The organism is Nostoc sp. FACHB-110 (assembly GCF_014697425.1).
In the GTDB taxonomy this organism is placed as follows: Bacteria; Cyanobacteriota; Cyanobacteriia; order Cyanobacteriales; family Nostocaceae; genus Nostoc_B.
The window spans coordinates 175,540-194,185 of record NZ_JACJRU010000004.1 but is presented as its reverse complement, the minus strand read 5'-3'; the positions used below and the strand labels follow the sequence as shown (position 1 = coordinate 194,185).

Below are 18,646 nucleotides of genomic sequence, written 5' to 3'. Positions count from 1 at the left end.
GTTTGGGATATCTTGCTTATAAGCAAGAAACCTCCTAATAGGCTAGCGATATCCAAACTTTGGCATTAATTTATCAGAATGCTGGAGATGCAGCAACAGTAAGCGAATGCTCTCTGACTTAGTGCGATCGCAAGCTGCTATGCTCTCAATACAATTACTAAACAAGACATTCATTATTGGATGGTTCACTGGTTGTTACTATATTGCACCCAACTGAGAACCGCCATACTCAGTTTAAAAGTCTCCCAATCATCAATCTTACTGCGATTGGCAACTAAGCAACTTCCCCCACCATTTTCAGCACAGACATACTGACCATTATGAGCTTTCAAAGCAATCTTGCCATCGCCCAGATCAATCAGTTTAAAAGTCTCCCAATCATTAATCTTACCGCGATTGGCAGCTAACCACCTTCCCCCACCATTTTCAGCACAAACATACTGACCATTATGAGCTTGCAATGCAATCTTGCCATTGCCCAGATCAATCAGTTTAAAAGTCTCCCAATCATTAATCTGACTACCATTAGCAACTAACCACCTTCCCTCAGAATTTTCAGCACAGACATACTGACCATTATGAGCTTGCAAGGCAATTTTACGGTCAGGTTTAACTACAGGTTCAACTCCAGTAAACCAATCAGAATCAAGGTCTTTAAAAAGATTATCCTGCTCTTCATTATCCGGGGGGTAGGTTTCGAGTCGCTCATATTCGATAGAATTATGAGCGATTTGAAGTTGCTGCTTAACGTGTTTTTCTTCGTCACAGCAAATCGTAATTTCAACGTTTGTATGCGTCCCAGCAAACGAGTGATTGTCAGTTTTGACTGTAATTTTGTAATGATGAGTTTTCGCCATAAAATCAAGTCCTCTGCAAATAGTTAAAATAATTTTCAACTTATTTAAATCTGACTTTTTACAGGGCTTGAGAACAACTCAAAATGGCATTTTCCAGTTCCTGTGAAAAATCAGAGCTATTGATAGATTCCAACGATGGAGTTTAGCAATAATTTTTGAGGAACTTGTGAGCAAATACAAGGTAATAAATTGCATTCACGGCGTTGCTGATTGATGGGCAATACAGTTCAGTTAAGGCAACAACTTAGACTGGTGTAGGTTGGGTGGAGGAACGGAACCCAACATTCACGCATACTTTGTTGGGTTACGCTATCGCTACACCCAACCTACTATTCTCTTAATTGAACCTTATTGGATTAATGGGATGAATTTTGTCGGGCTACGCCCCGCTAATGCTAACACGCAAAGAGCAAGAGTTTTAAGAGTAGAATTTTATGATTTCATCCCATATGTATGCAACACCGCATTCACCTATGCAGTAGTAATTGGTGTAATGTGGGTTGAACAGGTTTTGTGTCAATTCTGCTTTTGCTGTTGGCTATGTTCTCGTAATTGTTGCAATAGCTTTTCTTGTGCAGCATTGAGAGTAGGTGAAGGAATAGGTTGAGGTTCTTTTTCGATACTTTTGATGGTAGTGGTTGCCGGATTAATAGTGTTAGTTGATTCGGTTGCAAGAGGGCTAGGAAATACTACATTTGGTTTTTGAGATGCTAGTTTAAGAGTATCTAAAGTTGCGGCAAATTCTACTTGTTGCTGCATTTGTTGTGTGGAAGAAACTAAACCACTCAAGCCATTGACTAATTGTCGGAGATTTTGTCTAAAAGCGGGATCACCTGTTAATTCATCTAAATCGGAGGTAATTTTTTGAGTATTTTCAAAAGTTACACGGGCGGAGTCTAGAGTTTGTTGTAATAGTAAGGCGTTTTTCGGGTCACTTAAGGTTTGGGTAGCGTTGCGTAAGTTAGCTGAAGCTTGGGCGGCATTTGCTGATAGGGTTTCTAAATTTTTAATGACTTCGCCTTGAGTTAAACGATTGAGCGATGGTGATAAAGTACTAAAGGCAACACGTAATTGATTGCTAGTTTCAGTAATATTATTTAACGCACTAACTAAGGATGAACGATTATTAGTAACTAGCTCATCTAAGTTAGTTAATAAGCGATTTGCTGTGTTAGCGGTGGCTCCAAATTGCTGTGCTGTTGCACCAAATTGACTGGCAGTTACTCCTAATTGATTGGCTGTTTTTGTCGTAGTTGTAGTCAACTGAGTAGTGGCTCGTTGCACAGAATTAGCTGTGGCAGCAAATGTCCCTACTTGTCCTTGAAAGCTTTTACTTAAACCTCGCAAATCTTGGCTGAGTAATGCAACGCTGGTGGCGGCGGCGGAAGAACTTTCTAAAAGTCGATTAACTCTTTGATAAAATTTTGGGTCGTTGTATAAGTTAGATAATTCTGTGGTGCTGCGAATTAAGTCATCAATACTAATACCAATTTGACCTTTTAACCGCGAACCACTACAAACGATGATGCTAGGGTCGCAATTTTTATCTAAAGGTCTAGCTTTGACTTGGGCAACTAATGTTGTTTTCGGTCTGATATCAATAATACTTTCACTAATCAATCCACTTTGGTTAGCTTCCACAATAACATCGCCAGGAATTATTAAGTCAGAAGGGCTAATTTCAACTTCCACTTCGATCGCATTAGCTCTTGGCCTAATCTCAGAAATTCTACCAACTTTTACGCCACGATAACGAACTGTTGCACCTCTTTGCATTCCGCCAGCATTAGCAAATTCAACAATGAATTTATAAGAGTTGCGTCCAGCATTCACTCCATTCAACCACAGCAAAATCACTGCGAAAGAACCAAGCCCCAGCAAGATTAATAATCCTACGGAACCTTCTCTGAGTGTTCGTCGAGATGTGACGCGGTTTGTAATAAAATCTCGCATTTTTTATCCACCACCTAACCAACAACCTGAATCGGCCCTTGCACATTCCCACTCATAAATTGTCTAATTAATGGGTGGTCAGTGCTATCCAATTCATCAACTGTACCTTGCCACTGCACTCTACCTTGATAGAGAAACACTAGTCTATCAGCTGTGCGGCGTATGGTGCTATCTTGATGGGTGACAATGGCATAGGTGCTACAGACTCCTTGCGTACATTGGAGGGAACGAATTAAATCTTCAATGACAGTAGAAGCAATGGGGTCAAGTCCGGCGGTTGGTTCATCATATAGTAAAACTTCTGGCCCTTCTTTGGGATTTTCTGGGTTAGACATAATTGCACGGGCAAAACTTACTCGTTTACGCATCCCGCCTGAAAGCTCCGAGGGGTAGAGATGGCTAATTCCAGGTAAGCCAACCATGTCTAATTTTTCTTTGACTAGTTCTCGAATTTGCGATCGCGGTAATTTGGAATTTTGATACAGTAAAAATCCCACGTTCTCTTCTACTGTCAACGAATCAAATAACGCTGCTTGTTGAAATACCATACCAATACCAACAGCATCACCACCATCTTCTATCAACCCTTCTCTTCTGATTCCTTGTACATAGATTTCACCATCGTCAGGGTTGGTTAACCCCGCTATTACTCTCAAAATTGTTGATTTTCCAGTACCAGAAGGGCCGATAATTCCTAGTGCTTCTCCTCGGTAAATGGTCAAATCGATATTATCTAAAACCTTATTGCTGCCAAAAGCCTTAGAAACGCCTTTTAGTTCAATTAATGGTTCTGTCATTGGTCATTAGTCAATAGTCAAGGGTCAATAGAATTATGAACTCATCACTCTTAACTCAGCACTCTAACGTCATAGTTATTGGTAGCGGTATTGGTGGTTTATGCGCTGCGGCGTTACTTGCGCGTTATGGCAAGCAGGTAACTGTATGTGAAAGTCATACAATTCCTGGAGGTGCAGCCCATAGTTTTAGACGACAAGGATGGGAATTTGATTCTGGCCCCTCTTTTTATTGTGGACTCTCAGGCAGCTTGAGTTTAAACCCTCTCAAACAAGTTCTAGATGTTTTAGGGGAATCTCTTCAAGTTATAGCTTACGATCCTTTAGGACATTACCATTTTCCCGAAGCTAGTGTGGCTGTTTATAGCAATTCTCCAAAATACTATCAGGAGATAGCAAAAGTTACACCTCAAGGCGCGCAAGAACTTCAACGTTTTGCCCAACGGTTGCTGGGTTTATACGAAGCAATGAAAGGTATTCCCACACTAGCTTTACGCTCAGACTGGCAGGTAATGTTGATGTTGCTGAATTATTTGCCATCTTTAGGAAAAATGCTACCTTACCTGCCCTTGGTGCAATCTTCTGTAGGTAGTGTGATGGATGCCACAGTCAAAGACCCTTGGGTACGCAGACTAATAGATTTAGAGTGTTTTCTGCTGTCTGGGTTAAAAGCCCACGGAACCATTGCGCCTGAAGTGGCTTTTATGTTGGGTGAACGTTCTCGGGCTGGGGTTGAATATCCTGTGGGTGGTAGTGCGGCAATTGTTAAGGCTTTAGTGCGGGGTTTAGAACGTTGGGGTGGCAAGTTACGTTTAGGCTGTCATGTTGAACAAATTTTGGTGGAGTCTGGTAAAGCTGTTGGGGTGAGGTTGAAAAATGGGGAAATTTTGCCAGCATCTATTGTGATTTCTAACGCGACAATTTGGGACACCTACACTCAGCTTTTGCGTCCTGAAGATTTACCGACAAATTACCGTCAAACGGCATTGCAGACACCTGCTGTTGATAGCTTTATACATTTGCATTTAGGCATTAAAGCCGATGGGTTAGAAGATTTAACAGGGCATCATGTAGTAGTTCATGATTCCAATCAAGATATTACCACCCCAGGAAATACTTGCATGATATCTATACCTAGCGTGTGGGATGCAACGCTCGCACCAGTAGGACATCATGTAGTTCATGTTTATACCCTTGAGCCTTTTGCTGGCTGGGAACGCAACGATAATTATGAACAGCACAAAAAAGCCAAAGCCCAATCTTTATATCGCGCTTTGGAAAAGATTATCCCGGATATTCGAGAACGGGTGGTGTTGGAACTTATCGGTACACCACTAACCCATGCTGATTATCTCAGGCGGCATCAAGGAACTTATGGCCCTGCCATTGCTGCGGGTAAGGGGATGTTTCCGAGTACACACACACCAATTAGGGATTTATATCGGGTTGGCGATAGCACTATGCCCGGTATTGGTGTGCCAGCAGTTGCCGCTTCTGCTATTTTATGCGCGAATAGTTTGGTAGAGCGATCGCAAACAATAGAATTATTGAAACAGGGTGTAGGGGAAGAGCGTTGATTTTTCAGTATGATTAGTTGGTATTTAATTCTTTCCCTTACACCCCTACACTCTTACCCCCTCACACCCCTTATTTAAGAATGAGGTTCGCCCAACATCACAATTGAGCATTTCAACTCTTTAAGTATTTGGGTGGTAACTTGACTAACTGATAAACCACCTGCTGTGCGATAGCGGACAGAACGCAACACCGCTAAATCAAATCCTTGGGACTCTCTAATAATAGTTCTCGCAATATCATCGCCTTTAACAGTTTGGATATTGGTTGTCACCTGCAACTGACTTTTAGCGGCGATATCAGATATTTGTGAGGTGAATTTTTGGACTAAAGCTAGGGGAGTTTTGCGATCGCTTACGTGTAACAATACCACCTCTGCTTGATTAACATCAGCTAAAATTTGAGCAAAGCGCACTGCACCTATTGTTTGCCTTGTTAAATCCCCCACAGGTACAAGAATTCTTTGTATTGTTGTGGGACTACTCAAAAGTCGTGTAACCGCAACTGGACAGTGGGAAGACCAAAAAACACTATCAATTACACTCCCAAACACACGAGCGCGGAAACCCGTAGTCTGTGACCAACCCATGACAATTAAATTAGCATTGCGTTCGCGGCTAGCGCGACTAATACCCAAAGCGGCATCATCATCAATGCGAATTGCAGGTGCAACTTCCACATCAAATTCTTGACTAATTTCTTGAGCTAACTTCAACCTTTTTTGGCTTTGCTCAAGCCCCGTAATCACCTGGGGATCATCCATTTGAATTGAAGCTTTAGTAATAGCTAATGGCACAATTTGTCCAGACTCGTGACGTGCTAAAAGTGCTGCCATTTCTATTAGATATCGCTGGGTTTGGGGATTATAGATTGGAACCAAAACAGTGAATGGCTCTTGTAACTCTAAATGCTGAATATCAGAATTATCCCACCAATTTGTCAGACTATCTGTGGCAAAATCTGGCTCTGTTTGCTGTAAAGCAGTAGCAAACCTAGCTGTAATTACAGGCCCTAAAATAGCAGTTACCAGCATCAGCAAAATTATACTATTTAATACTCCTTCATTGATTAATCTTTGTCCTGCCGGGTTAACAGTTTGATAAGCGACTAATGCTGCTGCTAATGTAGCTGCCACCTGTGGTAAAGACAAAGACCACATTGTTAGCAATTCTGGTGTGTTGTAGCGATAAATTAATTTAGCTAAAAATGCAGCTATAAATTTACTCCCAATCAAAGCCCCTACAATTGCCACCGCTAACCAAACAGAACTGAGTGTCTTTAAAAATGCGGGAATATTAATCAATAATCCCATATCTACAAAGAAACATGGGATAAATAACACACTCCCAATAAACTCGATTTTTTCTTTAACTGGGCTACGTCCTAAAACATCATTAACTGCTAAACCTGCTAAAAATGCCCCGACAATTTTTTCAACCCCAATTACTTGCGCCCCGACCGAGGCTAAAAATAATGCCAGTAAGATAAACAAAAATTGATTACTCTGTTCATCCCCAGTACGTTTAAAAAATTCTTTACCAGCCCTGTCAAAACCAAACAATACAACTACAGAATAAATTGCCAGTCCACCCAACAACGTAGCTAAACTAAGTGGCGAAAATTCTCCTTTGTGAATTCCCACACAAATTGCCAAAACTAGCAAAGCACCTGTATCAGTAAAAATTGTGGCTCCAATAGTAACCGTTACCGCCTCATTAGTCACAACTCCTAAACGGCTGACAATGGGGTAAGCTAACAGAGTATGAGATGCTAGTAAAGAGCCAATTAAAAAAGAAGCATTCCAACCAAAGTTAAATAAACGCCCGACAGCAATTCCGGCAATTAACGGGACTAAAAAAGTTAAACTGCCAAAGCCCATTGAGCGGTATTTTGTTTTGCGAAATTGGTCTAAATCTATTTCTAACCCTGCAACAAACATCAAATAAATTTTGCCAATCTCCGAAAGCAGACTGATAGTTTCCGATTCAGAATTGAGGAGTTTGAGTCCATTTTGTCCTAGGATGACACCTGCTACTAATAAACCTACTAATCCTGGTAACTTAATCCGTTCAAATATTGGCGGTATAGTAAAAATTACTATTAGAAGAATAGTAAATTGGATGATCGGGCTGCTAACAAAAGATTCAAGTGACATTTGTAATCAATAAAAAGGTATCTTAGTCAATTAAGAATTTATTTTTTGCCCTTTGGATTTGCACAAAAAATAAATTTATTTATTTTCGGTCTTAACATTTTTACCTTAAGCATAATTTTTAAACATCTATACAAGGATATAGTGACAAATTATTCTAAATATATAATTAATAAAAATAGGGAAGTAAATTACCTTACCTCCCCTAAAACTTTGCTTTAATTTATGCACAAAGCCTGAGTTTTACTGCCAAACGTAAATCAAGATAAACAAAACAATCCAGATGACATCGACAAAGTGCCAAAACAGTGAAGTGGCATTTACACCAAAGTGTCCTGAGTCGTAGTTACCAGGAATGAAAGAGCGAATCAAAATAATCAATTGCAACAAGATACCAGTGAAAACGTGCAAACCGTGGAAACCTGTTAACAAATAGAACATCCCGCCAAATGTGCCAGTGGTGAAACCAAAAGCCAAGTGACTCCATTCAATTGCTTGTCCTACCAAGAAGTAGCTACCCATTGCCATTGTGGCTAAGAGAAACAAGCGAAAACCAAACAGGTTGTGACGTTGCAGAGCGCGTTCTGCTAAATAAATCACAAAGCTACTAGCAACCAAAACAACGGTATTGATAGCAGGATCTTTCACTTCTAATCCTTCAACACCAGCTGGTAGCCAATTAGGAATAGTGAGCTTGTAGACAATATAACCAGCGAAAAAGCTCAAGAAAATGACACTTTCCGACAATAAGAAGACAATGAAGCCAAACATCTTATTGCCTTCTTCATCATGCCCATGCTCACCAGAATGATGAGAGTGATTTTTCAACTCTTCTGAAACGATATAGCTGTCCATTGGTAAAATTTTGAATTGTGTATACTCCGCGTAACTTTGCGTTTACCTTAGCGTCCCTCTGCGTTGAATTACTTTTTGTCTCACGCAGAGAAGAGCGCAGGAGTAAAGCCTAAAATGTTACGGATGTTGGCTGTGAGTCTCTGCTACTAGAGGTTCTGATTTGCCGTAACCGTAAGGTTCCGAAATAACAACCGGAATTTCTTCAAAGTTTTCAACAGGTGGTGGAGAAGAAACCAACCACTCTAAACCAATTGCCCGCCAAGGATTACCCGGTGCTTTTTCACCTTGCATCCAAGAAATCACCATGTTGAAGATGAAGGGCAAAGTAGACATACCTAACAAGAATGCACCCAGACTAGCAATGATGTTCCAATATTCGTATTCTGGTGCGTAGGAAGACACCCGCCGCAACATACCTTGCAAGCCTAAGGGGTGCATGGGGAAGAAGTTGAGGTTAGTACCAATGAAAGATAACCAGAAATGCAACTTACCCCAACCTTCGTAGTACATCCGCCCGGTCATTTTGGGGAACCAGTGATAAATAGCGGCATACAAGCCCATTGTCACTGTGCCAAACAAAACGTAGTGGAAGTGTCCCACGACAAAATAAGTATTGTTAACGTGAACATCCACAGGTACAGAAGACAGCATGATGCCTGTGATGCCTGCAAATACAAACAAAATTAATCCACCAAGGGCAAATAACATGGCTGTATTCAACCGCAATTTACCGCCCCAAATGGTTGCTACCCAAGCAAACACCTTAATGCCAGTTGGTACAGACACAAACATAGTTGTCAACATGAAAATTAACCGCATCCAACCAGGAGTGCCGCTAACATACATATGGTGTACCCAGACAATGGCACTAACTACGGCAATTAATAGTGATGAAATTGCCACTACTTTGTAGCCGAATAAAGGTTTGCGGGAGTAGACAGGGAAAATTTCGGAGAAGATGCCAAAAACTGGCAGAATAATCACATAAACAGCAGGGTGGGAGTAAAACCAGAAGTAATGCTGGAACATGACTGGGTTGCCGCCGTTGCTGGGGTTGAAAAAGCCAGTGCCAACGGTGAGGTCAAGTAGCAGCATGACTGCACCAGCTGTCAATGCCGGGAGTCCAAACAATTGAATGATTTGCGCGCTTAATACTGCCCAGACAAACAACGGCATTCTAAAGAAGGTCATGCCTGGGGCGCGCATTTTGACGATGGTGGTAACAAAGTTGACTGCCCCCATAATTGAGGAGACACCAGAAATTGCCACTGCCAATAACCACAGCACTTGACCATTAATCAAATTACCTGTGGGGTTTTGCAGGCTCACTGGCGGATAAGCCCACCAACCCGCCTGCGCTGGGCCACCAGGCACAAAGAAACTCCCCATTAACAAAATCCCGACGACAGGAACCATCCAAAAGGCGACGGCGTTAAGGCGGGGGAAAGCCATATCTCGCGCCCCTATCATTAGGGGTACAAGATAGTTAGCTAAACCAACGAGTGAGGGAAATGTCCACAAGAACAGCATGACTGTGCCGTGCATGGTGAACATTCCGTTATATACGGTGCGGTCTACTAAGTCGGCTTCGGGGGTGATGAGTTCTCCCCGCAGGATCATGGCAAAGATACCGCCGACGAGAAAGAAAATAAATGAGGTAACGAGGTATTGAATACCGATGACTTTGTGGTCGGTGCTGAAGCTGAAGTATTGCTTCCAGCCACCTGGGGTTTCGTGTTGAGGTTGCCCAACCGGCAGGCTGAGACTCTCAATAGGGATGTTAGTCATTGAGGAGTTTCCTTATGAGAAATAAGGGTGTGGGGGTGTAGGGTGTCAGGGTGTCAACCGGAGTAATTAACTAAGGGTGGGGCGGCAGGGACTACGGTATCCCAGCCATTTTTCACGGGTTCGCTAGCTGTTTCGGCGTATTCATTAACAGCTTGGTTTTTGGCAAAGAAGGGTTTGTGGGTGGCTACTTTGGCCAGCCATCGGTGATAGTCTTCGGGAGATTCAACAACTACGTTTGCCTGCATGGTGGCAAAGTAAGTGCCGCTATATTGAGAGTCGGTGAGGCGATATTCACCCTGGCGAATAGGTGTAAATTCAAAGTCGATGGTGTGGCTGGGGATAATGTCTTGTTTGAGGCGGAATGCAGGGATATAAAAGCCGTGCAGTACGTCTTCTGATTGCAGTGCTAAACGCACGCGGCGATCGCTTGGTAAATGCAGTTCGGTACTGGTAACATTTTTCTCAGGATAATGAAATACCCACGCCCACTGCTTGGCAATGACATCAATTTTTTCGACGGGTTCAGCCATAGCTTCATCTTTTGAGGCTGCATAAGCTGATTCCATACCCATTGGATTATGCAAATGCACTAGCTGGGAGGGGCCTTGAATGCCCATTTGCTCGTAAACTTGGGAGCTATAGCCAGCAATCCACAGTACTAACATAATGGGGATAGCTGTCCAGACAACTTCTAAAGCTACGTTACCCTCAATATGGGGGCCATCGCTAAGGTCGTTTTTCTTAGCACGATGGAAAATCACAGAATACACAATGGTGCTAGTTACACCCAGGAAGATAAACGCACCTAATGTAACTAAGAAGCTAATCAAATCATCAATTAAATGAGATTCGGCAGCTGCTTGAGGCGGTAGCCAGGAATAGGATTGTTTACCTATCCATATACTGGTGATGCTGATGGCGATCGCACCAGTAATTAATGTCAAAATGTTTAAAATCTTCTGGAGTTTCATGGTTTTGGTCAAGAGTCAATGGTCAATAGTCAATAGTCAAAATTAGTTACTTTGGACGTTTGACCCTGGACAGTTATTTGAGTATGGTGTTGAGGTCTTCACCCAATCGCAGTAAACTATCTGCGGTGTTGTGTACACCAAATTCGGCTGCTAGTTGCGCTCCTAATGTGCCGTGGAGGAACATCAAAAACATGATTGATACTCCCGCCAATAAATAGCTCCATTGCACTTCTACATCTGCGTCTTTACTCCAGGAGTAACGCTGCCAGCCTCGCCACATGGTCATGCCAACAAATAAACCAAGTAAAACTACACCACCAATGCCATGCCACAGCATTGTCTCCATTGCTTGCATTCCCCAAGCACTTTTGACTTCGGTGGGTGGAGTTGCTAGCAGCATTTCATAAAAGCCAGCCGCAACGGTGAAAAAAGTGATAATTGTTGAGCCAACCATGTTGTACCAACCGACATCAAAGAAGTTGGCTCGTTCAACAGTAATTGCCAAAAATTTGAACACCCATTTTTGGATGGGGAACAAAACACCAACAATATCAAAGGTGATGCCAATGATAAATAAACCGATGGTGAGATGCACTAAATTTGGGTGAATAGGCAGAGTGTAAGGTAGACCGTTAGCACCTAATTGCACGTTTAATTGGTTAATCAATTCTGAATTCATGGCAACATCCCATCCTTTACGGCTTCAACAACTGGTACTGTATGCAGTCCATATATCCACACCAATTCATCACCCAGAAATACTTGCACGCCAACTATTGCGACTAAAACAATTCCGGCGGCGATATAATGAATCGGCAATTTTTGGGGGTTGCGCGAACGAAGGACATAGCGCCACGCTGTAATGGCAGCGATGATGCCCGAAAGTGACCAGCCAATCAATGTATGAACATTTAGCACTGATTTTGCTACGTCGTAAGGTTTCGCTAAACCAGCTTCAAATTGCCCAAAGATGATTGCTACAAAAATTGCGATCGTAGCGACAAACATATTCCACCAACTCACTTCAAATAAGCGAGTTTTGCCAGTCAAAAAACCTACTAAATCACAAGCAAATGCAAACAATACCATCGCTATTACGAAGTGAACAACGATAGGATGTAGCGTATCTGGATATGGCAAATTATGGTCATTCAATGAGGTAAAAATGTCAAACATATTATTCTCCTGGACATTGTTACTACACCTGGGTCAAAGTTAAAGAATTAACAGACAAGACATAAAATCCCAACAAGCATTCATACCTGACTGGATGATGGTAAACTGCGTGGCGAATCCCATTAGTTCAGGTATTAGGTACTTTCTAGCTAAATTTGTTGAAGCTACTATTTATGGTTAATGATTGAGTTCAATTCATTTGTTCATGTTGATACTTTAGAACAACGATTTTGAATTTACCTCACAAAATCGTAGTTTTGAGTTTGAATGTTTGTACCTTATCTATTAGCTTAAGGATTTTTTTAGTAGTTGTCAAAAGAAAATAAGCTAAAGTTGCAAAATTAATGCTGCTAACAGAAAAAGTATTATGATGATGTAGCTTATCTACCTTTTATTTATCGCTATTACACATAAGAAAAGATTTGTATATGCAGTTTTGTACAGTTTGGAAATATGTATTTGTAGTTAAAATTACAAATCTTATGCAAGGATAAGTCGAATATTAACTAAAAATAAATTAATAGTATATTAAGATGAAATAAATCTGCAAAAGCTAAACGCAATTATCTAAACAATAGCTAAAACTTATAGCATTTTGATGCGAAAGAATATCAAATGCAGAGATACATAATTAGGGTTTCAGGACTTAGGCACAAAGTTTATCTGTAAAGACTAGTTTATTCACATCTTGCACCTAGCCTCAGCGAATGGAATTCGTAGCTATACAAACGCGCGTCCGCCCGCTTGGCGCACCACGGGGACTAAGGCAAAATCAAGGGTTTGGAACCCGCGCAGGCGGTGAGGGGGTCGCAGTCTTGGCGGTTCCCGTCGATTGCGTTAGCGCAGCGTAAAGCCTGACGGCATGGCTTCGCTTAGAGCGACGTTCGCGTAGTGTCTCCCTTTGGGAGAAGGAGCGTCACCCCCGAACCCGTTAGCACAGCGTTAGCGACGCAGGAGCGTCAGGGGTTTTGTCTGTGTAGCCGCGACTTCAGTCGCCCTCGTGCAAGAAATGAGTTTAGGGGTGTAAGGGTTTTGGATAAATAGACCCCTATACCCTTACACCCTATTTATAAAACCTAATTCTTTTGTCTAAGATGCGTAAGCTTCCATTGGGAGACAAGAACAGACGAAATTCCTGTCGCCAAAAGCAGCATCAATACGACCAACATTAGGCCAGAATTTTGCGTCCCTTGTCCAAGGTGCGGGGTAGGCGGCTTGTTCGCGGGAATAGGGATGAGTCCATTCACCAGCGATGAGACTTTCGGCGGTGTGGGGTGCGTTTTTCAAAAGATTATCTTCAATATCTGTTTTGCCTGATTCGATTTCGGCAATTTCTTGACGAATAGCAATCAAGGCATCACAAAAACGGTCTAATTCTGCTTTTGATTCGCTTTCTGTGGGTTCTACCATGATAGTTCCCGCCACAGGCCAAGAGACTGTCGGTGCATGGAAACCATAGTCCATTAACCGTTTAGCAACATCATCGATATCGATGTTGGCGGATTTTTTGAGCGATCGCAAATCTAAAATACATTCATGGGCAACTAAGTTATTTTTGCCTTTGTACAACACTGGATAGTAGTTTTCTAGTCGCTTGGCAATGTAGTTAGCATTGAGAATTGCCACTTTCGTAGCTTGGGTCAACCCAGCCGCCCCCATCATGGCAATATACATCCAAGAAATTACCAAGATGCTGGCACTACCCCAAGGTGCGGCGGCGACTGCGTTTGTTGAGTGCTGAGTGCTGAGTGCTGAGTGCTGAGTTTTATTGATGGGAACTACGGCGTGTCCTGGGAGGAAGGGTACAAGATGGGATGCGACACCAATTGGCCCCATCCCAGGGCCGCCGCCACCGTGAGGAATACAGAAAGTTTTGTGCAAATTCAAGTGACAAACATCTGCACCAATATCGCCGGGACGACACAACCCGACTTGGGCGTTCATATTTGCCCCATCCATGTATACTTGTCCACCGTGACGGTGTATCACTTCACAAATTTCTTGAATGGCTTCCTCAAATACACCGTGAGTTGAAGGATATGTCACCATCAACGCCGCCAGTTCACTACCATACTTTTCGGCTTTGGCTTTGAGGTCTGTTACATCAATATTACCATCAGCATCGCAGGCAACTGGTACAACCTTCATTCCACACATTACCGCACTGGCTGGGTTGGTTCCATGCGCGGATGTGGGAATTAAACAGATGTTGCGGTGTGCTTCGCCGCGACTAGCGTGATATTCGTGAATGACCAACAGTCCGGCGTATTCCCCTTGGGAACCGGCATTTGGTTGTAGAGAAATTCCCGCAAACCCAGTAATTTCCGCTAACCACGCTTCAAGTTGCTGGAAGAGAATTTGATAACCGCGTGTTTGTGATGGTGGTGCAAAGGGGTGTATCTTGCCAAATTCCTCCCAACTCACCGGAATCATTTCGGCGGTTGCGTTTAGTTTCATCGTACAAGAACCCAAAGGAATCATCGATGTTGTTAGGGATAAATCCTTGGTTTCTAGTTTGTGCAGATAACGCAACAACTCTGTTTCGGAGTGATAGCGGTTAAATACAGGATGGGTGAGGTAGCTGCTTTGACGGCGTGGCAAAATATCGGCAGAGGAATTGGTTAATTCTTCTATGGTGAAAGGTAATTCATCTTTAAGTGCGAAAATCTGCCACAAGTCAATTAAATCTGCTGCTGTAGTTGTTTCATCTAAAGAGATACCAACAGCAGTCTCATCAAAAATTCGTAAGTTGATATTCCTACCTTGGCAACCTGCAAGAATAGTTTCGAGGTTTTGTGTACCTAACTCTACGCGTAGCGTATCAAAGACATTTTCCGAACTAATTTTGTAACCCAGACGCTTTAAGCCTGCTGCCAAAATTACAGTTAACTGGTGAATATTTTCGGCAATATTCTTCAGTCCTTCTGGCCCATGATACACGGCGTACATACCCGCCATCACCGCCAGTAGTACCTGGGCGGTACAGATGTTACTGGTGGCTTTTTCTCTGCGGATGTGTTGTTCGCGGGTTTGCAGTGCTAGACGTAATGCAGGCTTACCGTTGACATCTTTGGATATACCGACAATGCGCCCTGGAACTTGGCGTTTATACTCTTCTTTGGTGGCAAAATACGCTGCATGAGGCCCCCCAAACCCTAAGGGAATACCAAAGCGTTGAGTGCTACCTACGGCGATATCCGCACCAAATTCACCGGGCGGGGTGAGTAAAGTTAAGCTGAGGGGGTCTGCGGCGACTGTGACTAACGCGCCGACTGCATGGGCTTTTTCAATAAAGGCGCGATAGTCGTAGATAGTGCCATCGGTGGCGGGGTATTGCAAGACTGCACCAAAAATCGGTTCAGCAAAATCAAAGGTTTGATGGTCGCCGATAATAATATTAATTCCTAGAGGTTTTGCCCGTGTTTGCAACACATCAATGGTTTGGGGATGACAGTCACGGGAAACAAAATAGTTATGGGCTTTGGTTTTGCTGACACCATAACTCATACTCATAGCTTCGGCGGCGGCGGTGGCTTCATCAAGTAAGGAAGCGTTGGCAATTTCCAAACCTGTTAAGTCAATAATCATGGTTTGGAAATTCAGCAGGGCTTCTAACCGTCCTTGGGCAATTTCTGGCTGATAGGGTGTGTATGCAGTGTACCAACCAGGATTTTCTAAGATATTACGCCCAATTACAGGCGGGGTAACGCAGTCATAATATCCTATACCGATGTATGAGCGACACACTTGATTTTTAGCCGCAATATTTTTTAACTTTGCTAAGGCGGCGTATTCGCTTTGTGCGTCGGGTAATTGTAGTGTTTGCTGCGATCGGATGGCTTGTGGTACTGTGCGATCGATCAGGTTGTCGAGGCTGGCAAAACCCAGAACTTCTAACATTTGCTGAATGTCATGGGTATTAGGGCCTATATGTCGTTGAACAAAACTAGAGGACGGCTGTAAATTTGCTGGGATGGTAGACTTGGCTTGAGGTGCATTAAATACCACAAATTGAACTCCGGACGCAACTATTTCATATTTTGCAACAAAAAATACTATTAACAAGCCAACACCAAAGCAAAAGTTGAAGGATGAAGCATAAAATTTCACATTTCACCCTTCAAACTTCATACTGCTCACTTGCCTTCTACTAAAGCACTATACTGACTTGCACTTAAAGCATTATCAAGTTCACTGGGGTCATCAACGCGCACTTTCAAAAACCACCCTTCACCATAGGGGTCTTGCGATACTGCTTCGGGATCATCAATTACTGCATCATTACGTTCTACCACTTTGCCTGTTACAGGTGAATATAGTGTTTCCACAGCTTTGACTGATTCAACTGTGCCAATTTCATTACCCTTGACAACATCAGCACCAACTTCTGGCAATTCTAAAAACACGATATCACCTAATTGATTTACGGCAAATTGAGTAATACCAATGGTAGCAATTTCATCATCTAGCAGTACGTATTCATGAGTATCTGTGTATTTTAAATCTTCAGGATATCCATACATATCATTTACCCTCCAATATCAAAAAAATTATTGCCCCAACAGTAATGCTGGTCATCATTGATCATGAGCTTTACTGTAGATTGAGTAGTTCACAACACATTATTCCTTAAAAGAAGTGTGAAGTGTGAAGTATGAAGTGTGAAGTATGAAGTATTAAATTTCAGCCTTTATACTTCATTTTTTTGTTTTTGACTGATAAAAGGGACGTTTGACTACCACTGCTGGGTAGGCTTTACCGCGAATTTCGACTTCTAACTGTTGACCAACCTTTGCTAGTTTGCTGGGAACGTAGGCTAAAGCAACAGGATAACCCAGTGTGGGAGATATCGTACCACTGGTAACTTCTCCAACAACTTGACCTGCGGATAACACTTGGTAGCCATGACGGGCGATGTTACGTCCTTGCATTTGTAAACCTACGAGTCGGCGTTGCACTCCGTTGGCTTTTTGCTGTTCTAAGACTGACCGACCGATAAAGTCACCTTTGGTATCGAGGTGAACTAACCAGCCTAGACCTGCTTCTAGGGGTGTGGTATTATCGTCGATATCTTGGCCGTAAAGTGCCATCGCGGCTTCGAGGCGCAAGGTATCTCTTGCACCTAGTCCTGCGGGAACGACACCAGCGTTGTAGAAATTACGCCATAATTCTATCCCTACTTCTGGGTCTACCATAATTTCAAAGCCATCTTCGCCGGTGTAACCTGTACGGGCGATGAAGGCTGGTTGACCGAGTATATTCGCTTGTAAATGACCAAAGGCTTTAATTGGTTGTAGCTCTTGTTCTACAAATGGCTGGAGATATTTCTCGGCTTGTGGCCCTTGCAAGGCAATTAAGGCTTTTTCGGGTGAGAGGTCTTGAAATTGAATTTCATCTAAGTTGAGGTTTTGCAATAGCCAGGTTTTATCTTTGGCTGTAGTTGCAGCATTAACAACGATCGCTACTTTCTCTTCACTTTGATAATAAACAATAATATCGTCAATGATTCCCCCTTGGGGATTTAACAATACTGTATACTGCGCTTGACCCGCTTGTAAGCGACTCAAGTCAGAAGGGACTAAACCCTGGAGTTGGTCAATAACTTTTTTTCCTTCCAAGGTGAATTTGCCCATGTGGGATATATCAAACATCCCCGCAGCATTTCTTACAGCTTCATGTTCGCTGGTAATACCGCTATATTGTACAGGCATTTCCCAACCGCCAAAGCTGGTGAAGCGGGCTTTGAGTTCTACACCCAGTTGATATAAAGGAGTTCGCGCCAAGGATGCGGCGATGTTTTCTTGATTAGCCACAGGTATTTATGCTCTTCAACTTCTATATATCCTAAGTCAAGGATGAAGTGTGAAGTCTGAAGTATAAAAATTCCGACTTCATACTTCACCCTTCAGACTTTAACCTAGTAATGTTATTTGTAGGAGTGTTGAGATTTGTTAAGAATAAGTTATGAAATATTGGCGCATACTGGCGAGTTTTGTTTTAGCAATGGCTTTATTGTTATTCCCCTTATCGGCGGAGGCTGCTAGTTCTTCGAGTATTACTCGTTCGGCTGGGGATGAATTGATAGCAAAGGATTTTTCTGGACAAAGTTTAATTGGTAGAGAATTTACCAATGTTGATTTAGAGAATGCGAACTTTAGCAATGCTGACTTACGCGGTGGCGTGTTTAACGGTACTGTCTTGGAAGGTGTAAATCTGCATGGTATAGATTTTAGTGAAGGTATAGCTTACTTAGCTAGGTTCAAAAATGCTGATTTGACTGATGCAATTTTGACCGACGCGATGATGCTGCGATCGACCTTTGATAATGTTGAGATTACAGGTGCAGATTTTACGAATGCTGTGTTAGACGGGACGCAGGTGAAAAAACTCTGTGCCAAAGCTAGTGGTGTCAATTCTAAAACAGGTGTAGATACGCGCGAGTCTTTAGGTTGTAGGTAAATTGATCAAAATAACCCTCTCAAATAGTGGGAGGGTTTTAATTGAGGAAAATTTGAATATTGAGCA

At 42.5% G+C, this 18,646-nt stretch carries 15 protein-coding genes; 2 read left to right on the top strand and 13 right to left on the bottom strand.

Annotated features, from left to right (window positions below):
- Positions 1-42: 42 nt before the first annotated feature.
- From H6G69_RS33635 to H6G69_RS06630, 4 genes are all read right to left on the bottom strand, one after another.
- A complete protein-coding gene (locus H6G69_RS33635) occupies positions 43-189 on the bottom strand; it encodes a hypothetical protein (protein ID WP_206757638.1) in 147 nt (48 codons plus the stop codon).
- On the bottom strand, positions 186-896 hold the full coding sequence (locus tag H6G69_RS06640) for a hypothetical protein (protein WP_190683493.1): 711 nt from the start codon (positions 894-896) through the stop codon (positions 186-188). The genes H6G69_RS33635 and H6G69_RS06640 overlap by 4 nt, the downstream gene beginning before the upstream one ends.
- Positions 897-1,373: 477 nt before the next feature.
- Positions 1,374-2,810 carry an MlaD family protein gene (locus tag H6G69_RS06635; RefSeq protein ID WP_190683490.1) on the bottom strand — a complete coding sequence of 479 codons (1,437 nt, stop codon included), beginning with the start codon at positions 2,808-2,810 and terminating at the stop codon, positions 1,374-1,376.
- Between the two features lie 14 nt (positions 2,811-2,824).
- A complete protein-coding gene (locus tag H6G69_RS06630) occupies positions 2,825-3,607 on the bottom strand; it encodes an ABC transporter ATP-binding protein (protein WP_190683488.1) in 783 nt (260 codons plus the stop codon).
- A 35-nt stretch (positions 3,608-3,642) separates the two neighbouring features.
- Between H6G69_RS06630 and H6G69_RS06625 the strand changes: the two genes are divergently transcribed.
- Entirely contained in the window at positions 3,643-5,181 is a 1,539-nt protein-coding gene (locus H6G69_RS06625; protein WP_190683484.1) for an NAD(P)/FAD-dependent oxidoreductase, read from the top strand.
- 74 nt (positions 5,182-5,255) lie between these two features.
- On the opposite strand, the gene H6G69_RS06620 is transcribed toward H6G69_RS06625, so the two are convergent.
- The 9 genes from H6G69_RS06620 to gcvT form a co-directional block, all read right to left on the bottom strand.
- Positions 5,256-7,334: a cation:proton antiporter gene (locus H6G69_RS06620; RefSeq protein ID WP_190683481.1), complete on the bottom strand. Its 2,079-nt coding sequence runs from the start codon at positions 7,332-7,334 to the stop codon at positions 5,256-5,258.
- 240 nt (positions 7,335-7,574) lie between these two features.
- Positions 7,575-8,186 (bottom strand): heme-copper oxidase subunit III, encoded by a 612-nt coding sequence (locus H6G69_RS06615; RefSeq protein ID WP_190683479.1) that lies wholly within the window; start codon positions 8,184-8,186, stop codon positions 7,575-7,577.
- Positions 8,187-8,303: 117 nt separating this feature from the next.
- Positions 8,304-9,974 (bottom strand): cytochrome c oxidase subunit I, encoded by a 1,671-nt coding sequence (ctaD, locus tag H6G69_RS06610; RefSeq protein WP_190683476.1) that lies wholly within the window; start codon positions 9,972-9,974, stop codon positions 8,304-8,306.
- 53 nt (positions 9,975-10,027) lie between these two features.
- Positions 10,028-10,945, bottom strand: coding sequence for a cytochrome c oxidase subunit II (locus H6G69_RS06605; protein ID WP_190683742.1), 918 nt, complete (start codon positions 10,943-10,945; stop codon positions 10,028-10,030).
- Positions 10,946-11,018: 73 nt separating this feature from the next.
- A complete protein-coding gene (locus H6G69_RS06600) occupies positions 11,019-11,624 on the bottom strand; it encodes a DUF2231 domain-containing protein (protein WP_190683474.1) in 606 nt (201 codons plus the stop codon).
- Complete coding sequence (locus H6G69_RS06595) at positions 11,621-12,121, bottom strand: DUF2231 domain-containing protein (protein WP_190683470.1); 501 nt, start codon at positions 12,119-12,121, stop codon at positions 11,621-11,623. The genes H6G69_RS06600 and H6G69_RS06595 overlap by 4 nt, the downstream gene beginning before the upstream one ends.
- A 1,089-nt stretch (positions 12,122-13,210) precedes the next feature.
- Positions 13,211-16,129, bottom strand: coding sequence for an aminomethyl-transferring glycine dehydrogenase (gcvP, locus tag H6G69_RS06590; RefSeq protein ID WP_190683467.1), 2,919 nt, complete (start codon positions 16,127-16,129; stop codon positions 13,211-13,213).
- Positions 16,130-16,257: 128 nt separating this feature from the next.
- Positions 16,258-16,644 (bottom strand): glycine cleavage system protein GcvH, encoded by a 387-nt coding sequence (gene gcvH, locus H6G69_RS06585; RefSeq protein ID WP_190683464.1) that lies wholly within the window; start codon positions 16,642-16,644, stop codon positions 16,258-16,260.
- Between the two features lie 174 nt (positions 16,645-16,818).
- The gene (gene gcvT, locus H6G69_RS06580) at positions 16,819-17,934 is read right to left on the bottom strand and encodes a glycine cleavage system aminomethyltransferase GcvT (protein WP_190683461.1); all 1,116 of its coding nucleotides are present in this window, start codon (positions 17,932-17,934) and stop codon (positions 16,819-16,821) included.
- 151 nt (positions 17,935-18,085) lie between these two features.
- Between gcvT and H6G69_RS06575 the strand changes: the two genes are divergently transcribed.
- Complete coding sequence (locus H6G69_RS06575; RefSeq protein WP_190683458.1) at positions 18,086-18,580, top strand: pentapeptide repeat-containing protein; 495 nt, start codon at positions 18,086-18,088, stop codon at positions 18,578-18,580.
- Positions 18,581-18,646 lie beyond the last annotated feature (66 nt).